Origin of the sequence: Labrys methylaminiphilus subsp. lupini (assembly GCF_051161885.1) — a bacterium.
In the GTDB taxonomy this organism is placed as follows: Bacteria; Pseudomonadota; Alphaproteobacteria; order Rhizobiales; family Labraceae; genus Labrys.
This window is the reverse complement of the sequence record NZ_JBMDIH010000001.1, coordinates 2,636,038-2,661,659: the sequence shown is the minus strand read 5'-3', so window position 1 is coordinate 2,661,659 and position 25,622 is coordinate 2,636,038. Positions and strand designations below refer to the sequence as shown.

The window sequence follows — 25,622 nt, the reverse complement described above, 5'->3', positions numbered from 1 at the left end:
CTATCGATTACATGCGAATGCAAATATGTGCCATTTAGTGTGAATTACGTGCCTAAGCATACGGGTAATGTTCAAACTTCAGCGCATGTCGTACCGGAACAGTTTATTCGATCGATACGATTGATTACGTAATTAACCGTTTGTTCATGATGATATACGGTGATGGGTTGATCGGAAGAGGTCGTTTGGCGTAAGGTTCACCTCCGGGGCGGCGCCCCCGTATCGGGGTTTAGTGGGGGCGCTGGTCTATGGCGTGGGGCGATCGACAGGCGATGAGGGGGCTCAGCAGGCTCGAACGCCTGATGCCGGCGCGGCAGCGTCTGGCCAAGGGGCTGGCCTTGTCGGTGGCCGTTATGGCGCTCATTGCCGGGGCGAAGCCCCAGCCCGCCGCAGCTTTCAAGCTTTTCGGCTATAATTTCTTCGGATCGGACGAGAAGCCGGTTTCGCCCGACGCCCAGACCTACAAGATCGAAGTGGTGATTGCGGGCGGGGACAAGGATATCAAGTCGGCGGTTGAGGGGGCGTCCTCTCTGTATAGCGGCAAGGACGAAACGCCGCCGCCGAGCACGCCTGCCTTCCTCTCCAAGGCGCGGACCGAATATGATCGTATCCTCGGTACGCTCTATGCCAATGCACGCTATGGCGCTTCGATCTCGATCCTGGTCAATGGGCGCAAGCTCGAAGAGATTCCCGTCGACGCCACCCTGCCTCACCCGGTCCCGGTGGTTGTAAACGTCAATCCCGGTCCCGTCTTCACCTTCGGCCGGATCCGGCTGGAAAACCGGGCGCCGCACAGCCCGATCGACGACATTCCCAAGACCAAGACGCCCGAGCGTCTCGGCCTCGAGCCGGGCCACCAGGCCAATTCGGACATCGTACTGTCGGCGGAGCAGGCGATGATCGATGCCTGGCGACGCCAGGGCTACCCCAAGGCCAAGGCGCTGCCACGCGTCATCACCGCTGACCACGTCAACAACAGGCTCGATGTCACGCTGGCGGTCGAGCCGGGGCGCCTGGCCCATTACGGGCGCATGACCGTCGATGGCACCAAGGACATGAATCCAGCCTTCGTGGCGCGTCAGACCGGCCTCCGGCCGGGCGACCAATACGATCCGGCCGAGATCGAACTCGCCAAGCGGCGCCTGCAGCGCCTGCAGGTGTTCTCGACCACCAGCATCGTCGAGGGCGACGCGATTGCGGCCGACAGCACCATGCCGCTGATGATCACCGTGTCGGAGCGCCCATTGCATGTCTTCGGTGCCGGTGCCGAATATTCCACCACCGACGGCATCGGCCTCAACGGTTATTGGGAGCACCGCAATCTGTTCGGCGAAGCCGAGCGCCTGCGTTTCGATGCGACCGTGGCGGGCGTCGATTCCACCGATCCGACCAAGTTCACCTATTCGGGCGGCGTCACCTTCGTGAAGCCGGGGATCTTCGATCCGTTTACGGATCTTACCGCGCAATTGCTGGCCAAGCGCGAGGTTTACGATCCCTATTCGCAGAACACCTTCCGTGCGCGCATCGGGCTTGCCCACGAATTCTCGGAGCGATTGACCGGCAAGATCGCGCTGAACGGCGAATATGACCAGGTCGAAGACTTTTACGGCAAGCGCAATCTCCTGCTGTTCAGCCTGCCCGGTGAACTCGCCTATGACACCACCGACGACAAGCTCGAGCCCACGCGCGGCTATCGCCTGAAGGGCACGCTCGAGCCGTTCTACGAGGCCAAGTTCGGCAATTTCGGCGCGATGACCCGTATCGACGGCTCGGCTTATTTCTCCTTCGACGCGATGGGACGCTATGTCCTGGCTGGCCGGGTTGCGGTCGGCTCCATCGTCGGGGCGCCCGCCAACGAATTGCCAGGCGATCGCATGTTCTATGCCGGCGGTGGCGGCTCGGTGCGCGGATACAATTTCCGCAGCCTCGGTCCCAAGCTCGACAATGGCTTCGTGGTGGGCGGCCGCTCTTTACTGGAGGGCTCGCTCGAAATGCGCATCAAGGTGACCGACAGCATCGGCATCGTCCCCTTCGTCGACGCAGGCAGCGCCTTCTCTACCTCCTATCCCTCCTTCGACGAGGACATGAAGATCGGCGCCGGCGTCGGTTTGCGCTATTATACCAGTCTCGGGGCGATCCGGGTGGACATCGCCCGGGGTCTTACACCCGTGAAGGGCTTCGTCATCGAGGATGGCAAGGTCAAGAAGAAGAACACGCCGCCTTTCGCCCTCTATATCGGATTGGGAGAGAGCTTCTGATGCGGCGCCGGATCATTCTCTTAACGGCCGTCGCAGTCGTGGCCGTGCCTCTCGGCCTCAGGGAACTTGCGCCGGCGCGGGCTGATGACGCCAGCGAGAAGTCGTGGTTCATCACCTATGTCGAGGACACCATCTCGACGCCCGACCAGAAGATCTCGCTCGGCCAGATCGATGGCGCCCTGTCGTCTGATGTGAAAATCTCTTCCATCACCATCGCCGATCGGCAGGGCGTGTGGCTGACCATCAAGGACGCCCATCTGGTCTGGAGCCGGCTCGCCCTGATGAGCAAGAAGCTCGATGTCGACCTTCTGGAGGCGGGGTCGATCGAGATCACCCGCAAGCCCAATCCGCCTCAGGGAGTGCAGCCGGCCGCGGGCGAGGGTGGTTTCTCCCTGCCCGAGCTACCGGTTTCGGTGAAGCTCGGCAAGCTTGCCGTACCCGTGGTCAAGATCTCGGCGGCACTGGCGGGCGAGGACACGGTGTTCGACGTTGCTGGCAATGCCCTGCTGGCAGACGGCAAGCTGCATTCGGAATTGCTGATTAAGCGGACGCAGCCCGCCGGTGGCGATCTCACTTTCACCACCGACTTCGACAATGCGACCAAGCAATTGGGTCTCAATCTTTCGCTGCAGGAACCGCATGGCGGTTTCCTGACCAGCATGCTGAAAGTACCGGGCTCGCCGCCGCTCGGCTTCACCATCGTCGGTTCGGGACCCCTGGACAATTTCGCTGCCGACATCGCTCTCTCGGCCGATGGCAACAAGCTGTTCGGCGGCAAGGCCATGCTGGCGCAGGGGACCGATGGCGTCACCTTCAAGGCCGATCTCGGCGGCAATCTGGAGCGGCTGGTCGATCCCGCCTATGCCGATTTCGTCCGTGGCCAGTCGGCCATTTCGGTCGAGGGCGGGCAGGTGGCCGGCGGGGGCTATGCGCTCAAGCATGCCACCATCAAATCCGGCGTACTCGACCTCGCTTTGTCGGGCGCCCTCTCGGCCGATGCTTTTCCGACCAGCCTCAAGCTCGACGGCAAGTTCGGTGCCGAGGATGGCCACGACATCCTGCTGCCGGGCGGCAACGCCCGCATCAAGGGCATGACGCTGGCGGCCCAGTTCGGTGACGGCGGCTGGACGGCGAATTTCGATCTGCAGAAGCTGGCGGCCGGCACGGTCGCCGCCGAGAGCGCCACCATCAAGGCCGGCGGTGATGCCCGGAACCTCGCCGATCCGCAAAAGCGCAGCCTCACCTTCAAGGTGGATGGACGCGGCGACAAGCTCAGTTCCTCCGATCCGGGTCTGGCCAAGGCGCTCGGCAGCAGCCTCGGCCTCACCGCCGCCGGCAAATGGCAGGCGGGGCAGCCGGTGGTCGTCGATGGCGTGCGCCTGGCAGCGAATGCTTTCCAGGCCGGCTTCACCGGCATCGTCGGCGCCAAGATGAGCGGCATCTACTCGCTGGCCACGCCCGATATCTCGGTCTTCTCCGGTCTGGCGGGACGCGAATTGCGCGGCAAGGCAGACCTGACCGCGAAGGGTGATGTCGCGCTGGCAGGCGGCGGTCTCGCCTTGACCGTCGAGGGCAAGGCCAGTGACATCGTGCTCGGCGATCCGCGCCTGGATGCCGTCCTCAAAGGGGCAACCAGCCTCAAGGGCGGCGTCCGGCGCGATACCGAAGGACTGCATTTCGACAAGATCACCCTCGTCAACCAGCAGTTCAACGCCTCGGCAGATGGGCTCTATGGTGCCAAGGCGATGGACTTCAAGGCCACGGCGAACCTGTTCGATATCAAGCTGGTGACGGACCGTGCCTCCGGTGCCGTCGAGGTCAATGCCAGCCTGAAGGGCAGCGCCGAAAAACCCGATGTCGTCGCCGATCTCATCGCGCCCAGGCTGGTGCTTCAGGGCAAGCCCTTCACCGATGGCAAAGCCAATTTCACCGGCAGCGTTGCCGGTGCCGCCGTCAATGGCGTGTTTTCGCTCGCCGGCCAGCTCGACCGCATGCCGGTGAAGGCGGGGGCGACGATATCAACCCTGCCGGATGGCACACATCAGATCAACGGCCTGAATGTCGGAGCCGGCGCGGCCCAACTCGCCGGCGACCTTGCCGTGACCCCGAACGGGCGCGCCAGCGGCCAGCTCAACGCCGCAATCCCGGATATGGCGGCGATCGCGCCGCTTCTGCTCGCCAAGGCATCGGGATCGCTCACCGCCAATATCGGGCTCTCGGTCGATGGCACCAAGCAGAACGCCGCGATCAAGGCACAGGCCAAGGCGCTCAAGGTCGAAGCCAATAGCATCGGCTCCGCGACGGTCGACCTGACTGGCCGCGACCTCACCGGTGTGCCGGCACTCTCGGGCACCGTCAACGCGTCGAATGTTCAAGCCGGCTCCTTCATCCTCAATCAGTTGCAGGCCACCGCCAAGTCAGAAGGCGAGAATGCGACCGCCTTCCAGCTCCAGGGCACGATGCCTCGCGGCAAACTGGCCCTGTCGGGTGCGGTGAAGCCAGCCGGGGATGGACTTGACGCTAGGCTCGATACGCTCAACGTCTCGCAGGAGGGCATCTCAGCCTCCCTCCAGTCTCCCGTCACCATCGCCAGCCGCAAGAGCGGGGTCTCGATCCCCAGGGCCGTGCTGCGCATCGGGCAGGGTGGTGTCGTCTCTATCGACGGCAAGGTTGGCGAGACCCTGGCGATGAACGTCGTCGTCGGTCAATTGCCGTTGTCGCTCGCCAATATCGCCTCCCCGGGCCTCGGTGCCACCGGCACGCTGTCGGCCAATGTGAAACTCTCCGGCAAACCGGCCGACCCGGTGGCGGAGTTCGACGTGAAGGGCGCCGGCCTCGGCGTCGCCGCCACCAAGGGCTTCGGCATTCCGGCTTTGCAGCTTGCCGCCAATGGCCGCTATGCGGGCAAGGCCGTCACCATCGGCAATGCCAGCCTGACGGGAGCCGGAGGTCTGTCGGTCACGGCGCGCGGCCGTGTCCCTCTGCAGGGAGCAGGCCTCTCCGTCGACGTGCAGGCCTCGGCGCCGCTCGCTCTGGCCAATGGCGCCTTGCGTGACCGTGGCGGCCGCGTGACCGGCACGCTTACCCTCAATGCCAAGGCCGGCGGATCGATCTCGGCGCCATCAGTATCAGGCCAGGCGGTGATCGCCGGCGGCACGGTGACCGATCCCGAGACCGGCATGAAGCTGACGGGAATCGGCAGCACCATCCGCTTCGACCGCGACCGGGCAACCATTGCCCAGTTCAGTGCCACCACCCAGGGCGGCGGCAGCATCGGCGTCAGCGGTTCGGTCGGGTTGAAGCCCGATTTCGCCGCCGACCTGAAGATCACCACGCGCAACGCCAAGCTCACCGACGGCAATCTGGCGACGGCAATCGTCTCCAGCGACATCACGATACGCGGGCCCTTGATGGCCAGGCCGGTTATCGGTGGCCGTATCGATATCCAGCGGGCCGAGATCACCATTCCCGAACGCTTTGCCGCCAATGCCGCCATGCTCGGTGTCAAGCATCTCAAGCCGCCGCGTGAGGTGGCCCGGACCCTCGCAAAGGCGAAGGACACCGCCGCGGCTGGCAAGCCCAAGAAGGGCAAGGCAAGTTCCGGCCCCAATGTGGTGCTCGATCTCACCATCGACGCGCCGGCCCGCATCTTCGTGCGCGGTCGCGGCATTGATGCCGAACTCGGCGGCCAGATGGCGCTGAAGGGCTCGGTCGCCAACATCGCGCCGGTGGGCTTCCTGGAGATGCGGCGCGGTTCGCTCGACGTCATCGGCCAGCACATCGTGTTCGACAGCGGCAAGGTGACCCTTGTCGGCGATCTCGATCCCAACATCGATTTCGCCGCGTCCACCCGTAACAGCGCGATCACCGTGACGGTACGCGTGACCGGACGCGCCTCCGATCCGCAGATCATACTCTCCTCGGTGCCCCAGTTGCCGCAGGACGAGGTGATGGCCCGGTTCCTGTTCGGTCGCAGCATCCAGGACCTGTCGCCGCTGCAGCTCGCCCAGCTTGCCACTGCCGTGGCCCAGCTCGCTGGCGGTCCTTCCGGCCCCGGCCTGCTCGACAAGATCCGCAAGTCGACCGGGCTCGACAATCTCGGCGTGGTCACCGATTCCAGCGGCAACGCGGCCGTGCAGGCCGGCACCTATATCGGCGACAAGATCTATCTCGGCGTGACCTCAGGCGTGGGCGGCCAGACAGACGCCACCATCAATCTCGACGTCACCAAGAACCTCAAACTGCGCGGCCAGGCCGGCACCGACGGTTCCAAGGGCGGCATCTACTACGAACGCGAATATTGAGGCCGGTATTTGCTTTGGGATTCGTCCGTCAATAAACGGATCGAATTGGCCCGACCTTTGTCATTGCCGGGCTTGACCCGGCAATCCACGGCCCCTCCAGACGTTGAAGACGGGACGCGCTGGATGCCCGGGGCAAGCCCGGGCATGACAAAGGCAGCGTTTTAGTTGTTTCCAGCCAATGCCTCAGCGACCACCAGATACCCGCAGGATCGAGCCGGTGACGTAGCTCGAGGCTTCGGACAACAGATAAAGTGTCGCGTCGGCGATCTCCTCGGCTGAGCCGATGCGCTGCATGGGAATGCTTGGCCTGATGCGTTCCACACGTCCGGCGTCGCCCGTACTGCGGGCATGGATCTCGGTATCGACCATGCCGGGCTGGATGGCGTTGACACGCACGCCCTCATTGGCGAGCTCGCGGGCAAGGCCATAGGTCAAGCCGTCGATCGCCGCCTTGGACGCGGCATACCAGACATATTCGCCGGGCGAGCCCAAGGTGGCTGCGGCGGATGACATGTTGACGATGGCCCCACCCAATCCGCCCAGCCGGGTCGAAAGCCGCCTGGCCGCTTCGCGCGCCACCAGGATGGCGCCGGTGACGTTGAGATCGATGGTTTCGCGGATGATGGACGGATCGGTGTCGGCGAGCTTGCCGGACTTGCCGGTGATGCCGGCATTGTTGACGAGGTGGGTCAACCTGCCGAAATCGTCGATGGCGGCAAACAAGGCCGCGATGTCATCTTGCCTGGCCATGTCGCCGGCGAGGACGAGAACCCGCGCCCCGGCATGACGGGCGGCCCGCGCCACGGCCTCGGCAGCTTCATGGTCGCTGCGATAGTTGATGATGAGGTCGTAGCCTGCTGCGGCGGCCTTGAGCGAGATCGCGGCCCCGATACCGCGGCTTCCGCCGGTGACGAGGAGGAGAGGGCGCATCGACATGGAGAACTCCCGGCTGTGATCTGCCTTGGCTGGCTGAGGGAATGGAGGCGCTCTGATTGCTCAGAGAGCGAAGACGCCCCCAGGTTCGATGGGAACGGCCTCGCGGATGACCCAATCGGCGATCCCCTCGATGTCGTCGAGGTCGAAGCGCTGCATCGGGAAGGGGCCGGGCGCGTCGGTGGCGATGGCGCGAATGTAAGGGTCGGCCGGATAGATGTAGTCCTTGTCGGTCGCGGTGCGGTGCACCTCGATCTTGGGATGCGGATCGCGCTTGAAGCCCTCGACGATGACGAGGTCGACTGGCGTCAGGCGCTTGAGCAGTTCGCCGAGCGAGGGTTCGGGCGCCCCGCGCAGCTCATGCATCAGAGCGAAGCGATGAGCCGAGGCGACCAGCACTTCCTGCGCCCCCGATTCGCGGTGGATGTAGGAATCCTTGCCCGGCTTGTCGACATCGAAGGCGTGGTGGGCATGCTTGATAGTCGACACCGTCAGGCCTCGACGGCGCAAGGCCGGGATCAAGGCGGCGATCAAAGTCGTCTTGCCGGCGCCGCTCCAGCCCGACAGGCCCATCAGCCGCATCATGGCGTGGGCGCCTTGCGGATATGGTGGGCGGTGAAGCCGGGCTCCTCGCCGCGGCCTTCATAGATGTCACCGGTCTCGCGCATGAGATTGGGCAGGTCGATCGCCGCCATCGGATCGGTGCATTCGAGGATGAGACGGTCGCCGGGAGCAAGGCGTGCCAGTTCCTTTTGCGCGCGCAGCACCGGCAGCGGGCATTTGAGACCGCGCAGGTCGATGCGCGAGGTCGGGTTGCTGCGCAAGGCCGGATTGCTGTGCAAGGCTTGGTCGGCGGCCGGTGGCGAGGGCGGAAGAGCGGACATATCTATCGCTGTAGCGAGCCGGAGGCCGCCATTCAACCATTGTGCGTCGTCGCGGCGCATCCGTCGCACCGGTGCGGCATGGCCCGGAGAGGAGCCCAGCCCGGAATGAGGGACGAATGTATCCGAGACTTGCGGGGAATGGCACGGACATGGAATATCGAGGCGGCGGCGCGTCGCTCTGTTGCCTTCCCTGGTCCTAGAGCAAAGCGCTTTCAAGACTGAACGCTTGTTTGCTCTAACTTATTGTTTCGAAGCGTCTTTGCGATCCTTGGTGATAGCGTCTAATTGCAAAACGCTTTAGAAAACCGCAGGGGCAGTGACTTTGAACCAGGACATCAAGAAAGCTGATGGCGCCGTCATGGGGGTGATCCTCGCCGGCGGCTTGTCGCGGCGCATGGGCGGCGGTGACAAGGGACTGTCCTTTCTGGGCGGGCAAACGATCCTCGAGCGCATCGCTGGCCGCCTGCGTCCTCAGGTCGATGCGCTTTTTCTCAACGCCAATGGCGATGCCGGGCGCTTTGAAACGCTGGGCCTCCCCATCCTGCCGGACGGCGTGCCGGATTTCCCGGGACCCCTGGCCGGCGTGCTCGCCGGTCTCGATCATGCGGCGCAGGCCGGTTTTGCCGAGGTGATCGCGGTGCCCTGCGACGCGCCCTTCCTGCCTGAAGACCTGGTGGCAAGATTGCGTGCCGGTACGCAGATGGGGAGAGGTGCCGTCGCGGTCTCCGCCGGCCGGCGTCACCCGACCGCGGCGCTCTGGCCCGTTCATCTGCGTACCGCTCTGCGGCAGGCCCTGGTGGAGGAAGATCAGCGCCGGGTCGAGACCATTCTGCGGCGGCACGATTTTACGGAGGTGGTATGGTCGGCGGCCCCCTTCGACCCCTTTGCCAATGTCAATGATCCCGACGGCATGGTGGAGGCGCAGGCTCTTCTTGCCCGTTTTCCGGCTGCCTGATCACCGACCTTGTCTGGCGCCGTACCAGTGCCCCCATCTGGCCTTAATTTCACGCCGGTGATAGAAGCGCGGCAATTGTCAGAGCGTTTTGCGATTTATTGGGTTCACCAGGAGGCGCAAATCCGCTTAGGAGTGACCACCATTTCGACCAAGGCCCAGAATTCAGTGCCTGCCATACCCTTGCTGCGGCGCCTGTTCTCCGACGAGGGGAGCAAGCATACCCACGCCTATGGCCTGGCGATCGCGGCCGGCGCCATCGAAGCCTCGATGGGCGGTCTGGTGGCGTGGCTGATCGGCCCCGTCATCCGCGCCATGTGGGACAAGCAGAGCATGGGGCAGATCGCCGGCTTTGCCTTGATGGTCGTTGCGGTCTTCCTGGTTCGCGGTGCGGCCGCCTATACCAAGGACACCGTGCTCGCCCGTATCGGCAATTCCATCATCGCCAGCGTGCAGCAGCGGCTGTTCAACCATGTCGTCCAGCAGGACATGGCCTATTTTACCGCGCGCCATTCCACCGAGATGGTGACCTCGAATAGCTTCATCGCCAATTGCTCGCGCATCGCCTCCAATTTGCTGGTCACCTCCGTTTCCAACGTTCTTCAGGTCGCGGCCCTGATCGCCGTGATGATCATCCGCGATCCCTTGCTGGCCCTGTCCGCCATTGTGGTGATGCCGCCGGCGGTGCTCGGCATCCGCTACATCACCAAGCGCATCAAGCGCGTGGTGACCCGGCAATATCAGAGCACTGCCCGCATCACCGGCATCATCCAGGAGACCTCGCAGGGCATCCGGGTGGTCAAGTCCTTCGGCATGGAAGAGGCGATGCGCGAGCGCATGGCGGCCGGGGTCGCCGAAGCGCAATCGGCTGCCAACAAGATGGCCGGCCTTGGCAACCGGACCGGCCCGATCATGGAGACCATGGCCGGCTTTGCCGTTGCGGCCGTGATCGTCTATGGCGGTTGGCGCATCACCGCCGGCCAGCTTACCGTCGACGAGTTGATTTCCTTCCTTTTCGCCTTCCTCACTGCCTATGCCCCGTCCAAGGCCCTGGCCCGTGTGAATGTCGATCTGAACGCGGCCGTCACCGGCGTCAGCATGTTCTACGATATCGTCGATGAGCCGGCCCGCGAAGGGCCGATCGAGGAGGCCAAGCCGGCTTTCGTCAACAAGGGTGGCCACATCGTCTTCGACCGTGTGAATTTCGGCTACAAGCCGGACGAGCCGGTCCTGCAGGATCTCTCCTTGATTGCGGAAGTCGGCAAGACCACGGCCCTGGTCGGGCCGTCGGGTAGCGGCAAGTCGACCGTGCTCAACCTGATCCTGCGTTTCTACGAACCGGGCTCCGGGACGATCCGCATCGATGAGCAGAATATCGCGTCGGTTTCCGTCGCCAGTCTGCGCAGCGCCATGGCCTATGTCGGGCAGGACGTGTTCCTGTTCGCCGGAACCATCCGGGAGAACATCGCCTTCGGCCGGCCAGGCGCGTCACAGGAGGCGATCGAGGCCGCCGCCAAAGCAGCCCATGCCCATGATTTCATCGTGGATTTCGACCGAGAATACGACACCGAGGTCGGTGAGCGCGGCCTGCAGCTCTCCGGCGGCCAGCGCGCCCGCATCGCGATTGCGCGCGCCATTCTGCGCGATGCCTCGGTCATCCTCCTGGACGAAGCCACTGCCGCGCTCGACTCCCAGTCCGAGCAGGCCGTCCAGAACGCTCTGGACGATCTCTGCGCTGGCCGTACCGTCGTGGTGATCGCCCACAGGCTGCAGACCGTCCAGGAGGCGGACAAGATCTGCGTGATCGACGGCGGTCGGTTGGTCGAGGAGGGCAGCCATGAAGAGCTGCTCGCCAAAGGGGGGCGCTATGCCGCCCTCCATGCCGTGCAGTTCCGCGAAGAGCCTCAGCTCTCGCCTGTTTTGGAAGGTTTTGCTTCGTGAAGTCCGTTGCCCTTTTCGATCTCGATGGCACTCTGGTCGATGCCGATCACCTGCATTACGAGGCCTGGCGCGAGATGGTGGCGCCACATGGCATCGAACTCTCCCTTGATACCTATGTTTCCGAGATCATGGGCCAGCCCAACAGCCTGCTCGCCAGGAACTTCCTGAAGGGTCTGGACGAGGATGTCGCACTCAAGCTCGTCGACGACAAGGAGGCGATGTTTCGCAGCCTCTTCGTCGGGCTCAAGCCGGCAAAGGGGCTGACGGATTTTCTCGACTGGCTCGAAAAGAACGGCGTGCCGATCGGCGTGGTCACCAATGCGCCGCGGGACAATGCGGAGCATCAACTCGTCAATCTGGGCCTGGTGGAGCGCTTCCCTACCGTAGTGATCGGCGCCGAGGTTACCAATCCCAAGCCCCATCCGGATCCTTATCTCGTTGGCCTGGAACGCCTGCAGGGAATGGCTGCTTCCAGCCTGGCCTTCGAGGATTCACGCTCGGGTATCACGGCCGGCAAGGCAGCGGGCCTTGCCGTGATCGGTCTTGCTACCAGCATGAGCGAGAAGGCACTGCTGGCTGCGGGCGTGGAACTGGCGATTCCCGATTATGAGGATCCGCGCCTTCGGCCCTTCGCAGCGGCCCAGCTCGGCATCGCTTGATGGCAGGCAGATAAACCTCGTCAGTTTTGCACCTTGTCGGCCGTGGGCGATCTCCGCCACGAAACGGGCTTTCCCTTGCCTCGGGAAAGCGCTAACACGGGAATCGTCTCATGGGGTGCCCGCAAGGGCTGAGAAGACGGTGGCCGCAAGCTTCGTCTAACCCATCGAACCTGATCCGGGTCGTGCCGGCGGAGGGATGAGCTTCGAAGCTTTCAGCTTCACCGCAATTTTCTTCACCGCCGTCGTCCGTATCGAACCGTTTTCGACATGGAGGACGCTATGCTGAGGAAACTGCTCGCCGCTCTCGCACTGGCCACCGTTGCCACGACGGCCTCGGCCGAGGACAAGCCGGTGCTCACCGTCTACACCTATGAGAGCTTTTCGAGCGAATACGGTCCCGGCAAGCCGCTGCAAACCGCCTTCGAGGCCAAGTGCAACTGCAAACTGACCTATGTCACCGCCGATGACGGCGGCGCTCTCTTCGCCAAGCTCAAGCTTGAAGGCGCCTCGACCAAGGCGGATGTTGTCGTCGGTCTCGACGACAATCTGATGGGAGAGGCGGAAAAGTCCGGTCTTTTCGTGCCGCATGGCGTGGCAGCCGAGAAGCTCTCTCTGCCCGAACCTTGGACCAACAAGACCTTCATTCCCTATGACTGGGGCTATTTCGCCTTCGTTTATGACAGCGACAAGCTCAAGACCCCGCCGGCCAGCCTGAAGGAACTGGTCGACGACAAGAACGGCCCCAAGCTGGTGATCGAGGATCCGCGCACCTCCACGCCGGGCCTCGGCCTGCTCGCCTGGGTCAGGGCCGTCTATGGCGACAAGGCCCCCGAGGCCTGGAAGTCGCTGAAGCCGCGCATCGTCACCGTCACCTCGGGCTGGTCGGAAGCCTATGGCCTGTTCCTGAAGGGGGAGGCCGACATGGTGCTCTCCTATTCGACCTCGCCCGCCTATCACATCGGCGCCGAGAAGAAGACCAACTACAAGGCCGCGATGTTCCCGGAAGGCCATCAGACCCAGGTCGAAGTCGCCGGGGTGGTGGCGAGTTCCAAGCAACAGGAGCTCGGGCGTCAATTCCTCACCTTCCTGCTCTCGGATGAGGCCCAGGCTGCGCTGCCCGAGACCAACTGGATGTATCCGGCCAGGACACCGGTCGCAGGACTCCCGGATAGCTTCAAGGCCGTTGCCGTTCCCGCCAAGGCCCTGATGGCCGATCCCGCCAAGCTCGCCGAGAACCGCAAGGCCTGGATCGACGAATGGCTGGCCGCCATGGCCAAGTGACGGCAACGAAAGCGAGAGGGCGTTGCGCGCTCCATCCTGAATGCCCGGCCTGATTCTCCTTGGCGCCCTTGCCGCGCTCGTGCTCGCAGCGCTCGCCAGCCTGTTCCTCGCGGCTGGCGGCGATGCCTGGCAGGGCAATGTCGGCTATCTCGTCTCGATTGCCGGCTTCACCGTCTATCAAGCGCTGCTCTCCACCTTGCTGTCGTTGTCGTTCGGGGCGTTGGTTGCCCTGGCGCTGGCCCGGCGGCAATTCCCAGGGCGCCGCCTGCTGCTGGCTCTGTTCGGCGTCGCGGCCGCGCTGCCTTCGATCGTGGCCGTGTTCGCCTTTGCCGGCATCTATGGCCGGGCCGGCATCGTCAACGCCGTGCTGGGGGCCATCGGCCTGCCGGGCATCTCGCTCTACGGGCTTACCGGCATTCTGATGGTGAATGTCTTCTTCAACGGAGCCTTCGCGAGCCGGGTGTTCCTCGCGGCACTGGAGACGGTGCCGGGGGAGCATTGGCGGCTGGCGGCCTCGCTCGGCCTGCCGCCTTCAACCATTTTTCGCCGTATCGACTGGCCAGTGCTGCAGCGGGACCTGCCGGCGCTGGCCCTCCTGATCTTCATCGCCTGCGCAACCTCTTTCGCCATTCCCCTCACGCTCGGAGGCGGCCCCGGCAGCGCCACTTTCGAGGTTGCCATCTACCAGGCCATTCATTCCGATGCCGACTTCGCCAGGGCCGCCGTGCTGGCCTTGCTGCAGATCGCCGCCATGGCAGTGCTGGTGACGCTTGCTGCGCCCCTGCTGGTGCGTCCTCCCGAAGCCGCCAGCCTCGGGCGCAAATTGGAGCGGCCCGATCGGGAAGCAGGCTGGCTGCGGCTGGCGGATACGCTGGTCGTCGGCCTTGCTTTGCTTTTGCTGCTGCCTCCCCTGTTGGCCGTCCTCCATGCCGGCCGCACGCTGCTGGCAGGAATTGACCCGCAGGTGCCCCGGGCTCTGGCGACCAGCCTGGTGGTCGCATTGGCGGCTGCCTCACTGTCGCTAGCGGCCGCCCTCCTGCTGTCGCGCTCGCGCCTGGCCCTGATGGGGCAGGGCTGGCCGCGCCTTGCCAGACTGATGGCGGCGGCTCCCCTGCTCACGCTGGCCGCACCGCCATTGGCCTTCGCCGCCGGCCTCTACGTGATCGCCCGAGCTTTGGGCGTCACCGACTTCGTGGCCATGCCGGCTCTCGTGCTGGTCAACGCCATGATGGCGCTGCCCTTCGTGCACAGGCTCGTCGATCCGCCCATGGCCCTGGCGCAGGAGCGTTACGGCCGGCTGGCCGACAATCTCGGCCTGACTGGCTGGACCCGGTTGCGTCTGGTCGAATGGCCGTTGCTGGCACCCTCCGCAACGGCAGGCTTCGCCCTCGCCATGGCGCTGTCGCTCGGTGATCTCGGTGTCGTGGCCCTGTTCGGCTCGCAGAGTCTGGTGACGCTGCCGGCCTTGCTCTATGCCAAGCTCGGTTCCTATCGTGTCGCCGAGGCCGATGGCATCGCCGCGCTGCTTGCCGGGCTGGTGCTGGTCCTGTTTCTGGTGGCTGGGCGGTTTGGAGGCCGGCATGCTCGTCGTGGATAGTCTCACCATCACCATCGACGACTGGACCGGGCGCTACGACCTCACCGTTTCCCGGGGCGCGCTGGCGGCCATGGTCGGTCCATCCGGCGGCGGCAAGTCCACCTTGCTCCACGCCATTGCCGGTTTTGAGAAGCCGGAGAGCGGCCGATTGAGCTTCGATGGTGTCGATCTCCTGCCTCTGAAGCCGGCCGACAGGCCCGTGGCCATCGTCTTCCAGGACCATAATCTCCTGCCCAATCTCACCGCCCTGCAGAACGCCGGCCTGGCCTTGTCGCCATCCCTGAGGCTCTCCGCGGCCAATCGTCAGGCCATCTCGGCGATGCTCGATCATGTCGGCCTGGGCGGCATGGAAGCGCGGCTGCCTTCCGAGCTCTCCGGCGGCCAGCGCCAGCGCGTGGCGCTCGCACGCGCCATGCTGACCACGCGCCCGCTGCTGCTGCTCGACGAGCCGTTGACGGGGCTTGATCCCGCCATGCGCGCCGACATGGTCGATCTCATCGACACGCTGCGCCGGGAAAAGAACCTGACCGTACTGATGACGACGCATACGCCCGAGGACGTCGACGGCAGAGCCGATAAGGTCATCACGGTGGCGGATGGACGGGTGGTGGGCTGAGGCAAAGCCTGGAGCGCGGACTTCTCAGCGTCATGCGGGCATGTCGCGATAGCCGCTCTTCCTTTCTTCCAAAGCACGACGTTTCCAAGAGCGGACTGGAAGTCCGCGCTCCGAGGTCTAAGCTGATCGCTTGCAAGCAGAAGGAATCGCCCGGATGGACGCCAGTGAACTCGCCCGATTGATCGCCCAGGGGCGAGGCACCGAGCCGGCTGACCTGGTGATCAAGAATGTGCGCCTGCTCGACCTCGTCAGCGGCGATCTGACCGAGACCGACATCGCCATCGGCGGGGACCGCATCGTCGGGACCTATGCCAGCTATCGCGGCCGGCGCGAGATCGATGGGCGGGGGCTCGTGGCCGTGCCCGGATTCATCGATACGCATCTGCATGTCGAATCCTCGCTGGTCACGCCAGCCGAGTTCGATCGCTGCGTGCTCCGCCATGGCGTGACCACCGCCATCTGCGACCCGCACGAGATCTCCAATGTTGTCGGTGTCGAGGGCATCCGCTACTTCCTGGAAGCCGCCGGCCATACGGCCCTGGATCTGCGCGTCCAGCTTTCGAGCTGCGTGCCCTCGACCCATCTGGAGACCGCCGGTGCGAGGCTCGAGGCCGCGGACCTCGAGCCGTTCATGAACCACCCTTGCGTGATCGGCCTGGCCGAATTCATGAATTTTCCGGGGGTGATCAACGCCGATCCCGCTTGCCTCGCCAAGCTTCTGCCGTTCCAGGACGGCCACATCGATGGTCACGCCCCGCTGCTGTCAGGCACCGATCTCAACGCTTATCTCGCCGCTCGCATCCGCACCGACCATGAGACGACGACGGCCAGGGAGGGCCGGGAGAAGCTCGCCAAGGGCATGACGCTGCTGATCCGCGAGGGCTCTGTCTCCAAGGATCTGCACGCTCTTGCGGAACTGATCACCATCCGTAATTCGCCCTATCTCGCTTTCTGCACCGACGACCGCAATCCTCTCGACATTGCCGAAGAGGGCCATCTCGATTTCATGATCCGCACCGCCATCGCCCTCGGTGCCGAGCCGCTCGCGGTCTATCGCACCGCCACCCTGTCGGCGGCCATGGCCTTCGGGCTCAAGGATCGCGGCGTGATCGCGCCGGGCAAGCGGGCCGACATCGTGCTCATCGAGGATCTCGATCATTGCGCTGTACGACAGGTGATCAGTGCGGGCCGGCTGGTGGAGGACGGCCTGTTCGAGGGACGGACCCGAATTGCGCCGGTGGGTCTAGGCTCTATTAGAGCACCCTGTGTCTCGGCCGCCGATTTCCGTGTGGCGGCGAGCGGACCGACGGGGCCGGTGATGGGAGTGGCGCCCGGCAAGATCATCACCGAGCATCTGCGGCTGAGCCTGCCCTATCAGAATGGTTATCGCGGCATCGACCTCGACCAGGATGTGGTGAAGGTGGCCGTGGTCGAGCGGCACGGCGTCAATGGCAATATCGGGCGTGGCTTCGTCAAGGGTTTCGGCCTGAAGCGGGGGGCGATCGCTTCTTCAGTGGGGCACGATTCGCACAATATCTGCGTCGTCGGCGCCGACGACGCAGACATGGCGCTGGCGGTCAACCATCTCGGTGAGATCGGCGGCGGCTTCGCAGTAGCCCAGGATGGCGTCATCCTGGCCGAATTGGCACTGCCGGTAGCGGGATTGATGAGCCCGCTCACCTTCGAGGAGGTGCGTGATCGCCTGATCCCACTGCGCGCGGCCGCCAAATCCCTCGGCGTCACCCTGGCCGAGCCCTTCCTGCAGGTTGCGTTCCTGCCCCTGCCGGTAATTCCCCATCTCAAGATCACCGACATGGGCATGGTCGACGTCGATCGCTTCGAGCTGATCACCGCTTGAGTCACGCTTCCCGCTGTACTGGAAAAGCGCCGTACTCCGGGCTCTTATGCAGGGATCCGGAATCATTTTCCGACTATGGCTCGGACCCGATTTCTGAATCGGGTCCGAGCCATAGGTTATTGTTGTCGCATCATTTTTGCCGAAAACAGGTGTCCACTTTTCGGCACGATACTCAGAGTGCTCGCGATGAAACTGCTCGTCGTCTACTGCCATCCGTGTTCGGAAAGCTTTGGCGCCTCCATTCGGGATACGGCGCTGCAAACGCTGAAAAGGGCGGGGCATGAGGTGCGACTGATCGACCTGTACGCCCTGAATTTCGACCCGGTCATGAGCGCGGAGGAGCGGCGCGGCTACCACGAACGCGGAAGCAACGAGGCGCCCGTGGCTGAGCACCTGGCGCACCTTCGCTGGTGCGAGGGCCTGATCTTCATCTACCCCACCTGGTGGTACGGACCGCCCGCCATGCTGAAGGGCTGGCTCGAGCGGGTCTGGGTGCCGCATGCCACTTTCACCATGCCCGAAAATGGCAAGGCGATCGGGCCGGTGCTGACGCAGATCCGCTTGCTGGCGGTTATCTCCACGTTGGGATCGCCCTGGTGGTGGTGGACGTTGTTCATGAAGGCGCCGGGCCGAAACATTCTTCTGCGTGGCTTGCGGGCACTTTGCGCGCCGCGCTGCCGCACCTTGTGGCTGGCCTTGCACCGCCTGGACGAAGCCAGTGAAACGCAACGTCGTCATTTTCTTGCGAAAGTCGAGAAGAAGATGGCGGCCCTCAAGAATTGAGAACCCCCGAGGCGCAATATCCGCGGGTATCTGGAGCAAGTTCGATCAGTTCTCGATACAGGGAAGTTTGGCGCTGATGCCATCCTCGTGAGCCGAATTACCGAACGCCTCCGCCGACGGCCACAAAAGGCCGAGTTTTGCCGAATTTATGCGAGATGTACGGGTATTGTCATGCTTCGGACTTGACTTAGGCACCAGCCTATTGTCTCAACGCGCCGTCTCAAACGGGGTTCTTGCATGAGTATCGCCTTCACGTTTCCCGGCCAGGGAAGCCAAAGCGTGGGTATGGGCAAGGCGCTAGCCGATGCCTTTCCCGTCGCCCGCGCCGTCTTCGACGAGATCGACGCTGCGCTTGGCCAGAAGCTGACGGCCGTGATCTGGGATGGCCCGGAGAACGACCTCACTCTTACCGAGAACGCCCAGCCGGCCCTGATGGCCGTCTCGCTGGCGGCTTTCCGCGTGCTGCAGGACGAGGCCGGCCTCGACCTCAAGAAACATGCCAGCTTCGTCGCAGGCCATTCGCTCGGCGAATATTCGGCCTTGGCTGCCTCCGGTGCACTGACGATCGCCGATACGGCTCGGCTGCTGCGCATTCGCGGACGGGCGATGCAGGCTGCGACGCCGGTGGGTACTGGTGCCATGGCCGCTCTTCTCGGCCTCGACTATGAGCAGGCAGTTGCCGTCGCCGCCGAGGCGGCGCAGGGCGAGGTCTGCCAGGCCGCCAACGACAATGCACCGGGCCAGGTGGTTATCTCAGGCACCAAGGCAGCGGTGGAGCGCGCGCTGGAGATCGCCAAGGGCAAGGGTGCCAAGCGTGCCATCCTCCTGCCGGTTTCAGCGCCTTTCCATTGCGCCCTGATGCAGCCGGCCGCCGATGCCATGGCCGAGGCGCTCGAGAAGGTTGCCATCGCGGCCCCGGCCGTGCCCCTCGTCGCCAATGTCCTCGCACGGCCGATCGTGGATCCTTCCGAGATCCGCCGTCGTCTTGTCGAGCAGGTGACGGGAACGGTGCGCTGGCGCGAAAGCGTCGAATATCTCGCCGGAGCCGGTGTCACCAAGCTGGTGGAAGTCGGCTCCGGAAAGGTTCTGAGCGGGCTGGTCAGGCGCATAGCCTCCGGCGTAGAAGCGGTGAGCATTGGCACGCCGGACGATGTCGCGGCATTCGCGCCGACCTTGCGATGAAAGGGCCCGCGGCCACCCGTCCGACAGCAGGTGGCCATTTCGGGTGAGGATAAACAATAAAGGTGCGCCCGCAGCGACCGGCAGCACTCGATTGGGGATGACGATGTTCGACCTTACTGGCAAGACAGCCCTGGTGACCGGAGCCACGGGCGGAATCGGAGCGGCCATTGCCGCATCCCTGCACCGCCAGGGCGCTACGGTAGCGCTTTCGGGCACGCGCAAGGCGGTGCTGGAGGAACTGGCGGCCAAGCTCGGTGACCGTGCTCATGTCTTCGCCTGCGACCTCACCGATAAGGAACAGCTCGGCACGCTGGTTCCGAATGTCGAGGCAGCCCTCGGTCAGTTGGACATTCTGGTCAACAATGCCGGTTTCACCCGCGACAATCTGATGCTGCGCATGAAGGACGAGGACTGGGACAGCGTCATCGCCGTCAATCTTTCCGCCGCTTTCCATCTGTCGCGAGCCGCCGTGAAGGGGATGTTGAAGCGCCGCACCGGACGCATCATCAACATCGCTTCCCTGTCCGGTGTCATCGGCAATCCGGGGCAGACCAATTATGCCGCCTCCAAGGCCGGCCTGGTCGGCATGTCCAAATCACTGGCCCACGAGGTGGCCAGCCGCGGAATCACCGTCAATTGCATCGCGCCGGGCTTTATCGAAACGGCGATGACGGATGCCCTCAACGAGAAGCAAATGGAGCCGATCCTTGCCGCTATCCCCGTGCATCGGCTCGGCCATGTCGACGAGATTGCGGCCGCAGCCGTTTACCTTGCCTCTTCGGAGGCTGCCTACACCACCGGGCAAACTTTGAATATTAACGGCGGAATGGCAATGATTTGAACGAGTTAGAAGTCAATTCCACAGTGGTTTCCACTGGTGGGATGCCCGCTGGCAATGGCATTTGAAGTGTGTTAATCACCGCCGAGGGACATTCCGATGGCCCCTATGAATGTGATTGTCCGGGATAATCGGAGGCCGATCGAAGGATTGGCCCCGGCTCAAGGAACTATCAAATACCGACCGCCTAACCGGCGGCGGAATAAAGTGCCGGCAGGCAGTCTTGGTTTATCAAAGGAACGAAAAATGAGCGATATCGCAGACCGCGTGAAGAAGATCGTGGTTGAACACCTCGGCGTCGATCCGGACAAGGTCACCGAGAATGCGAGCTTCATCGACGATCTGGGCGCTGACTCTCTCGACACGGTTGAGCTGGTCATGGCTTTCGAGGAAGAGTTCAACTGCGAAATCCCCGATGATGCCGCAGAGACGATTCTGACCGTCGGCGATGCTGTCAAGTTCCTGACCAAGGCTACGGCCTGAGACGATCGGGGAGCGCAGGCTCCCCGATATCCATCCATCGACCGGCCGGGGGACGAGATTGCATCATTGCCGGGAGGTCTGGAGTGTCAGCAGACATAGAGGCTGCCAGTTCAGCGTAAGGGCAATGCGTTCGAAGCATTGGAAGGGGCGATCCTCGGAGCGTCCGCATTCCGTGCTAGCCTTGCGCCAGGCAATCTTGCGATCAATCGGGTTTGAGTAGCCGGGGAGGGCGATTCCCCGGCCTTTGGAGGTTCTATGAGGCGCGTTGTCGTAACTGGTCTCGGCATGGTCAACCCGATGGGTGGCGATGTCGAAACGTCGTGGTCCAATCTCCTTGCGAGCAAGAGCGGCATCGTCAAGATCGACCGTTTCGAGACGGAGGATCTCAAGGCCCGGATTGCCGGCCTGATCCCGGCTGGCGATGGCAGCAACGGCACCTATAATCCCGACCAGTGGATGGAGCCCAAGGAACAGCGCAAGGTCGACGATTTCATCGTCTTTGCCATGGCCGCCGCGACCCAGGCTCTCGACGATGCCGGTTGGCATCCTGCTTCGCAGAAGGATCAGGAAGAGACCGGTGTCCTGATCGGCTCGGGTATCGGTGGCCTGCAGGGCATCGAAGACGCCGCGCTGACCTTGAAGGATCGCGGCCCAGGGCGCATCTCGCCCTTCTTCATTCCCGGCCGCCTGATCAATCTGGCCGGTGGCCAGGTCTCCATCCGCCATGGCCTGAAGGGGCCGAACCATGCGGTGGTCACGGCCTGCTCGACTGGCGCACACGCCATCGGCGATGCCGCCCGCCTGATCGCGCTCGGCGATGCCGAGGTGATGGTAGCCGGTGGTACCGAATCTCCGGTCTGCCGTCTCGCCCTTGCTGGTTTTGCCGCCTGCCGCGCGTTGTCGACCTCCTTCAACGACGAACCGGCGCGCGCCTCGCGCCCCTATGATCGCGATCGCGATGGTTTCGTCATGGGCGAGGGTGCCGGTTGCGTCGTGCTGGAGGAGTATGGGCACGCCAAGGCGCGTGGCGCCAAGATCTATGCCGAAGTCATCGGCTATGGTCTTTCGGGCGACGCCTATCACATTACCGCACCGTCCGAAGATGGTGACGGCGCCTTCCGCAGCATGCAGATGGCGGTGAAGCGGGCGGGGATCTCCGTCGGCGAGATCGACTACATCAACGCGCACGGCACTTCCACGATGGCCGATACGATTGAGCTCGGCGCCGTTCAGCGCCTGCTCGGCAATGCGTCCGCGACGGCCTCGATGTCGTCGACCAAATCGGCGACCGGCCATTTGCTTGGCGCTGCCGGTGCGATCGAGGCAATCTTCTCGATCCTGGCCCTTCGCGATCAGATCGTGCCACCCACCATCAATCTGGAGAATCCCGAAGTGGAGACCCCGATCGATCTGGTGCCGTTGACGGCTCGCAAGCGCGAGGTGAACGTGGTGCTCTCCAATTCCTTCGGGTTTGGCGGCACCAACGCCTCCATCATTTTGCGCAAGGCGGACTGACGTCTCGCCGGGATTCGGCGCGCGGCTGCAGAGGCCCGGCTGGCATTTTCGCCATATTCGCGAGGCATGCCGGTTGAAACAAACGCGATGTGGCTTCCGATTCCCGGAATCGGAGGCCGCCTTATTGTTCGTATTTTGATGCATTTTTGCCGAAACAAATTGCTACTTCCAAGCGCGGCACAATCAGGTTGGCATTTTGGCGAGATGTAACGCTCGCGGGGCCTGGCCGGGCATCTATGTAGGCGTACGAGGTTTCTATGGTCGATGATCGGGATGATTCGGGACTAGCGAACGAACGCTCGCGCTCCTTCGGGAAAGGCGCAGCCGGCTCGCGCGGATCCCGCAACATGATCCAGCCCGATGCTGTCGCCAAGCCGCCGACACGTTCGAGCGCGGTGCGCAATCCCTTCGTGGTGGCTGGCAATGCCGTCTTCGTCCTGCTGATGCTGGTCGCTATCGGTGGTTATTTCGGTTTGCGTCAGTTCACGTCGGCCGGGCCGCTGGCGGAAGCCAAGACGGTCTATGTGCCAAAGGGCAGCGGCCGCGACGAGATCGCCGATTCCCTCGAACGCCAGGGTGTGATCGATGGCGCCACCACCTTCACCACCGGCGTCTACATGCTCGGCCACGGCAATGATCTGAAGGCCGGCGAGTATGCCTTCAAGCCGGGCGTCTCCATGTATGACGTCATGAACATTCTGGTGGACGGCAAGGTGATCCAGCATTCGATCACCATCCCCGAGGGCCTTACCAGCCAGATGATCATCGACCGGCTGAACCAGGACGACCTGCTCACGGGTGATGCCCCGCCGGTGCCGGCCGAAGGGGCGTTGCTGCCCGATACCTACAAATATGAGCGCGGCACCACCCGTTCGGCCATGGTGCGCAAGATGCAGGAAGAGCAACGGGCCCTGGTCGACCAGATCTGGAAGCAGCGCTCCGCCAACCTGCCGCTGAAGAGTCCGGCGGAAATGGTAACGCTCGCCTCGATCGTCGAGAAGGAGACGGGCCAGGCGGACGAACGTCCGCATGTCGCCAGCGTCTTCATCAACAGGCTGCAGAAGAACATGCGCCTGCAATCCGATCCGACCGTGATCTATGGCATGGTCGGCGGCAAGGGCAAGCTCGACAGGGCCTTGACCAGCGCCGACCTCACGCAGCCGACGCGCTTCAACACCTACACCATATCCGGCCTGCCGCCGTCCCCCATCGCCAATCCCGGAAAGGCTGCAATGCAGGCCGTGGCGACGCCTTTGGCCACCAAGGATCTCTATTTTGTCGCCGACGGTACGGGCGGGCATGCCTTCGCCCCCACCTTGGACGAGCACAACAAGAATGTCGCCAAATGGCGCCAGTTCCAGCAACAGGGCGGCAACGCCCCAGTAGCGCCGTCCCCGCCTGCGCCCGAACCGGACGCTGCCGCGCCGCCGGCACCTGCCCCGGCTGAGGCACCCGTCGCCAAGCCCCCGGCCAAGCCCTGCAAGAAGGGCAGCAAGGCCTGCAAGCAGCAGACCGAGGCCGAGGCTCCGGTCGCGCCCACGCCGCCGCCTGCACCTGCCCCGTCGCCTGCGCCCGCGGCCGATATCCCGCTGCCTGCCCCGTCGGCTCCGTCGGCGTCTCCAGGCCCTTCGACGCCTCCGGCCGCCCAGGCGCCGGCCGCTCCCAATGCTGACCCGACCCAGGCCGCAAAGCCCAAGAAGGGTGGCTTTGACGATCCCGTCGCCAACACCACCCATGATCCGCTGCTCGACAAGACCTTCGATCTAAACTCGCCGCAGACGGTGCAGTAAGCCGGCTGCATGCGATTGGCTTGAGCGCGGAGCCCTTGGGCTCTATCTTCCGTCAGGCTCTGTTCGGCGCGCTTACGGCGCGTCGAGGGCAAGCGCTCAGTTTTCGTTGCTGGTAAAATCATCCGGCCGGACGCTGAAATCACCGTATGGAATGTAGGAAGATGTCCGTTGTCAGCATGACCGGCTTTGCCCGGGTAGAAGGACAGACCGGCGCGAACCGCTGGGCCTGGGAAATCAAGACCGTCAATGGCAAAAGCCTCGATGTCCGCTTCCGGTTGCCTCCGGGATTCGATGCGTTGGAGGCGTCGGCGCGTGCCGCTTTGGGCGCGGCCTTTGCCCGTGGTTCGTGTCAGATCGGCCTGTCGCTGAAGCGTGACGCCGTGGCGCCGGTGGTCCGCATCAATCAAGCGGTGCTCGATGCCATCGTCACGGCGATGGCCGAGGCCTCGCAGAAGGTGGATGCGGCGGCACCGCGCCTCGATGGCCTCTTTGCCATCAAGGGCGTGCTCGAGGTCGAGGATCAGGAGGAGGACGAGGCTGGGCGCACCGCGCTGCAGGGGGCCCTGCTGGAGGGGTTCGCCAAGGCCATTGCCCAATGCGCCGAGATGAGGCGCCAGGAGGGGCAGGCACTCGCCCGCGTCCTGCTCGGTCGCATCGACGAGATCGAAGCCCTCACGCATGCAGCGGACGCCAATCCGGCGCGCCAGCCCGCGGCGGTGCGCGATCGGCTTGCCGCGCAGATTGCCGCTCTCCTCGATGCGTCGTCGTCGCTCGATCCCGATAGGTTGCACCAGGAGGCGATCCTGATGGCCGCCAAGGCCGACATACGCGAGGAACTCGACCGGCTGCACGCCCATATTGCCGCTGCTCGCGATCTCCTGGCCAAGGGCGGGCCGGTGGGACGGCGCCTCGACTTCCTCGCCCAGGAATTCAACCGGGAAGTCAACACCCTTTGCTCCAAGGCGAATGATGTCAGCTTGACCGCGACCGGCCTTTCTCTCAAAGCAGTGGTCGAGCAATTCCGCGAACAGGTTCAGAATATCGAATGAGTAGCACTGCGTCCGTTCCCCAGCGCCGGGGCCTTCTGCTGATCGTTTCCTCGCCCTCCGGCGCCGGCAAGACCACGCTGACGCGCCTGCTTCTGGCCGAGGACAAATCGATGCATCTGTCGATCTCGGTCACCACCCGCCCGCGCCGCGGCAGCGAGATCGATGGGGTCCATTATCGCTTCATCGACGCAGGTACCTTCGAGACCATGCGCGAAAGAGACGAATTGCTGGAATCGGCCAAGGTCCACGGCAACTACTACGGCACGCCGGCAAGGCCGGTTGAGGAGGCGCTGGCCGCTGGACGCGATGTCCTGTTCGACATCGATTGGCAGGGCACCATGCAGATCTACAACAAGATGAGGCCCGACATCGTGTCCGTCTTCGTCTTGCCGCCATCGGTGGCCGAACTGAAGGCGAGGCTCGAGCGGCGGGCCGAGGACAGCGCGGAGATCATTCTGCAGCGCCTGCAGAATGCCCGCGTCGAAATCAGCCACTGGACCAAATATGACTATGTGCTGGTCAACACCGATCTGCAGACCACCTATGCCAAGCTCAAGGAAATCCTCGACGTCGAGCGCATGAAGCGCCAGGACAAGTCGCAGGTCAGCCGCCTGGTCGACACTTTGAAGGCGGATCTCGACGCCCTGACGCGCGGGCGCTGACGGGACGGGGGGCGTCGATCCCCCTGGCTTCGTGGTT

Annotated in this window: 20 protein-coding genes and 1 riboswitch; of the genes, 17 read left to right on the top strand and 3 right to left on the bottom strand. The window is 63.8% G+C overall.

Going from position 1 to position 25,622, the window contains the following annotated elements:
- Positions 1-272: 272 nt before the first annotated feature.
- Positions 273-2,258 carry an autotransporter assembly complex protein TamA gene (locus ACN6KF_RS12540; RefSeq protein ID WP_434957143.1) on the top strand — a complete coding sequence of 662 codons (1,986 nt, stop codon included), beginning with the start codon at positions 273-275 and terminating at the stop codon, positions 2,256-2,258.
- Complete coding sequence (locus tag ACN6KF_RS12535) at positions 2,258-6,562, top strand: translocation/assembly module TamB domain-containing protein (protein ID WP_434957142.1); 4,305 nt, start codon at positions 2,258-2,260, stop codon at positions 6,560-6,562. Before ACN6KF_RS12540 ends, ACN6KF_RS12535 begins: the two co-directional genes overlap by 1 nt.
- A 183-nt stretch (positions 6,563-6,745) precedes the next feature.
- On the opposite strand, the gene ACN6KF_RS12530 is transcribed toward ACN6KF_RS12535, so the two are convergent.
- Genes ACN6KF_RS12530 through ACN6KF_RS12520 form a run of 3 tightly spaced genes read right to left on the bottom strand, consistent with a single transcriptional unit; the run spans position 6,746 to position 8,379 of the window.
- A complete protein-coding gene (locus ACN6KF_RS12530) occupies positions 6,746-7,498 on the bottom strand; it encodes an SDR family oxidoreductase (RefSeq protein ID WP_434957141.1) in 753 nt (250 codons plus the stop codon).
- Positions 7,499-7,558: 60 nt separating this feature from the next.
- A complete protein-coding gene (gene mobB, locus ACN6KF_RS12525; RefSeq protein WP_434959664.1) occupies positions 7,559-8,077 on the bottom strand; it encodes a molybdopterin-guanine dinucleotide biosynthesis protein B in 519 nt (172 codons plus the stop codon).
- Positions 8,077-8,379: a sulfurtransferase TusA family protein gene (locus ACN6KF_RS12520; protein ID WP_434957140.1), complete on the bottom strand. Its 303-nt coding sequence runs from the start codon at positions 8,377-8,379 to the stop codon at positions 8,077-8,079. Before ACN6KF_RS12520 ends, mobB begins: the two co-directional genes overlap by 1 nt.
- 322 nt (positions 8,380-8,701) lie before the next feature.
- Here ACN6KF_RS12520 and mobA point away from each other — a divergent pair, with 322 nt between their 5' ends.
- The 15 genes from mobA to gmk all read left to right on the top strand — a co-directional run bounded on the left by mobA (position 8,702) and on the right by gmk (position 25,585).
- Entirely contained in the window at positions 8,702-9,334 is a 633-nt protein-coding gene (gene mobA / locus ACN6KF_RS12515; RefSeq protein ID WP_434957139.1) for a molybdenum cofactor guanylyltransferase MobA, read from the top strand.
- A 132-nt stretch (positions 9,335-9,466) separates the two neighbouring features.
- Entirely contained in the window at positions 9,467-11,272 is a 1,806-nt protein-coding gene (locus tag ACN6KF_RS12510) for an ABC transporter ATP-binding protein (RefSeq protein WP_434957138.1), read from the top strand.
- Complete coding sequence (locus tag ACN6KF_RS12505) at positions 11,269-11,931, top strand: HAD family hydrolase (RefSeq protein ID WP_434957137.1); 663 nt, start codon at positions 11,269-11,271, stop codon at positions 11,929-11,931. Before ACN6KF_RS12510 ends, ACN6KF_RS12505 begins: the two co-directional genes overlap by 4 nt.
- Positions 11,932-12,032: 101 nt before the next feature.
- Positions 12,033-12,145, top strand: a riboswitch (TPP riboswitch).
- A 53-nt stretch (positions 12,146-12,198) separates the two neighbouring features.
- Complete coding sequence (gene thiB / locus ACN6KF_RS12500; RefSeq protein ID WP_434957136.1) at positions 12,199-13,212, top strand: thiamine ABC transporter substrate binding subunit; 1,014 nt, start codon at positions 12,199-12,201, stop codon at positions 13,210-13,212.
- Positions 13,213-13,252: 40 nt separating this feature from the next.
- Positions 13,253-14,809 carry an ABC transporter permease subunit gene (locus ACN6KF_RS12495; RefSeq protein WP_434957135.1) on the top strand — a complete coding sequence of 519 codons (1,557 nt, stop codon included), beginning with the start codon at positions 13,253-13,255 and terminating at the stop codon, positions 14,807-14,809.
- A complete protein-coding gene (locus tag ACN6KF_RS12490; RefSeq protein WP_434957134.1) occupies positions 14,793-15,425 on the top strand; it encodes a thiamine ABC transporter ATP-binding protein in 633 nt (210 codons plus the stop codon). The genes ACN6KF_RS12495 and ACN6KF_RS12490 overlap by 17 nt, the downstream gene beginning before the upstream one ends.
- 154 nt (positions 15,426-15,579) lie before the next feature.
- Complete coding sequence (ade, locus tag ACN6KF_RS12485) at positions 15,580-17,283, top strand: adenine deaminase (protein WP_434957133.1); 1,704 nt, start codon at positions 15,580-15,582, stop codon at positions 17,281-17,283.
- 186 nt (positions 17,284-17,469) lie between these two features.
- Positions 17,470-18,066 (top strand): NAD(P)H-dependent oxidoreductase, encoded by a 597-nt coding sequence (locus tag ACN6KF_RS12480; RefSeq protein WP_434957132.1) that lies wholly within the window; start codon positions 17,470-17,472, stop codon positions 18,064-18,066.
- A 237-nt stretch (positions 18,067-18,303) separates the two neighbouring features.
- Entirely contained in the window at positions 18,304-19,248 is a 945-nt protein-coding gene (gene fabD / locus ACN6KF_RS12475) for an ACP S-malonyltransferase (RefSeq protein ID WP_434957131.1), read from the top strand.
- A gap of 103 nt (positions 19,249-19,351) precedes the next feature.
- A complete protein-coding gene (gene fabG, locus ACN6KF_RS12470; RefSeq protein WP_434957130.1) occupies positions 19,352-20,089 on the top strand; it encodes a 3-oxoacyl-[acyl-carrier-protein] reductase in 738 nt (245 codons plus the stop codon).
- A 243-nt stretch (positions 20,090-20,332) separates the two neighbouring features.
- On the top strand, positions 20,333-20,569 hold the full coding sequence (locus ACN6KF_RS12465) for an acyl carrier protein (protein WP_068287214.1): 237 nt from the start codon (positions 20,333-20,335) through the stop codon (positions 20,567-20,569).
- Positions 20,570-20,824: 255 nt separating this feature from the next.
- Positions 20,825-22,084: a beta-ketoacyl-ACP synthase II gene (gene fabF, locus ACN6KF_RS12460; RefSeq protein ID WP_434957129.1), complete on the top strand. Its 1,260-nt coding sequence runs from the start codon at positions 20,825-20,827 to the stop codon at positions 22,082-22,084.
- 347 nt (positions 22,085-22,431) lie between these two features.
- Positions 22,432-23,874 carry an endolytic transglycosylase MltG gene (mltG, locus tag ACN6KF_RS12455; protein WP_434957128.1) on the top strand — a complete coding sequence of 481 codons (1,443 nt, stop codon included), beginning with the start codon at positions 22,432-22,434 and terminating at the stop codon, positions 23,872-23,874.
- A 161-nt stretch (positions 23,875-24,035) separates the two neighbouring features.
- Positions 24,036-24,923, top strand: coding sequence for a YicC/YloC family endoribonuclease (locus ACN6KF_RS12450; protein WP_434957127.1), 888 nt, complete (start codon positions 24,036-24,038; stop codon positions 24,921-24,923).
- Positions 24,920-25,585 (top strand): guanylate kinase, encoded by a 666-nt coding sequence (gmk, locus tag ACN6KF_RS12445; RefSeq protein ID WP_434957126.1) that lies wholly within the window; start codon positions 24,920-24,922, stop codon positions 25,583-25,585. The genes ACN6KF_RS12450 and gmk overlap by 4 nt, the downstream gene beginning before the upstream one ends.
- Positions 25,586-25,622: the final 37 nt, after the last annotated feature.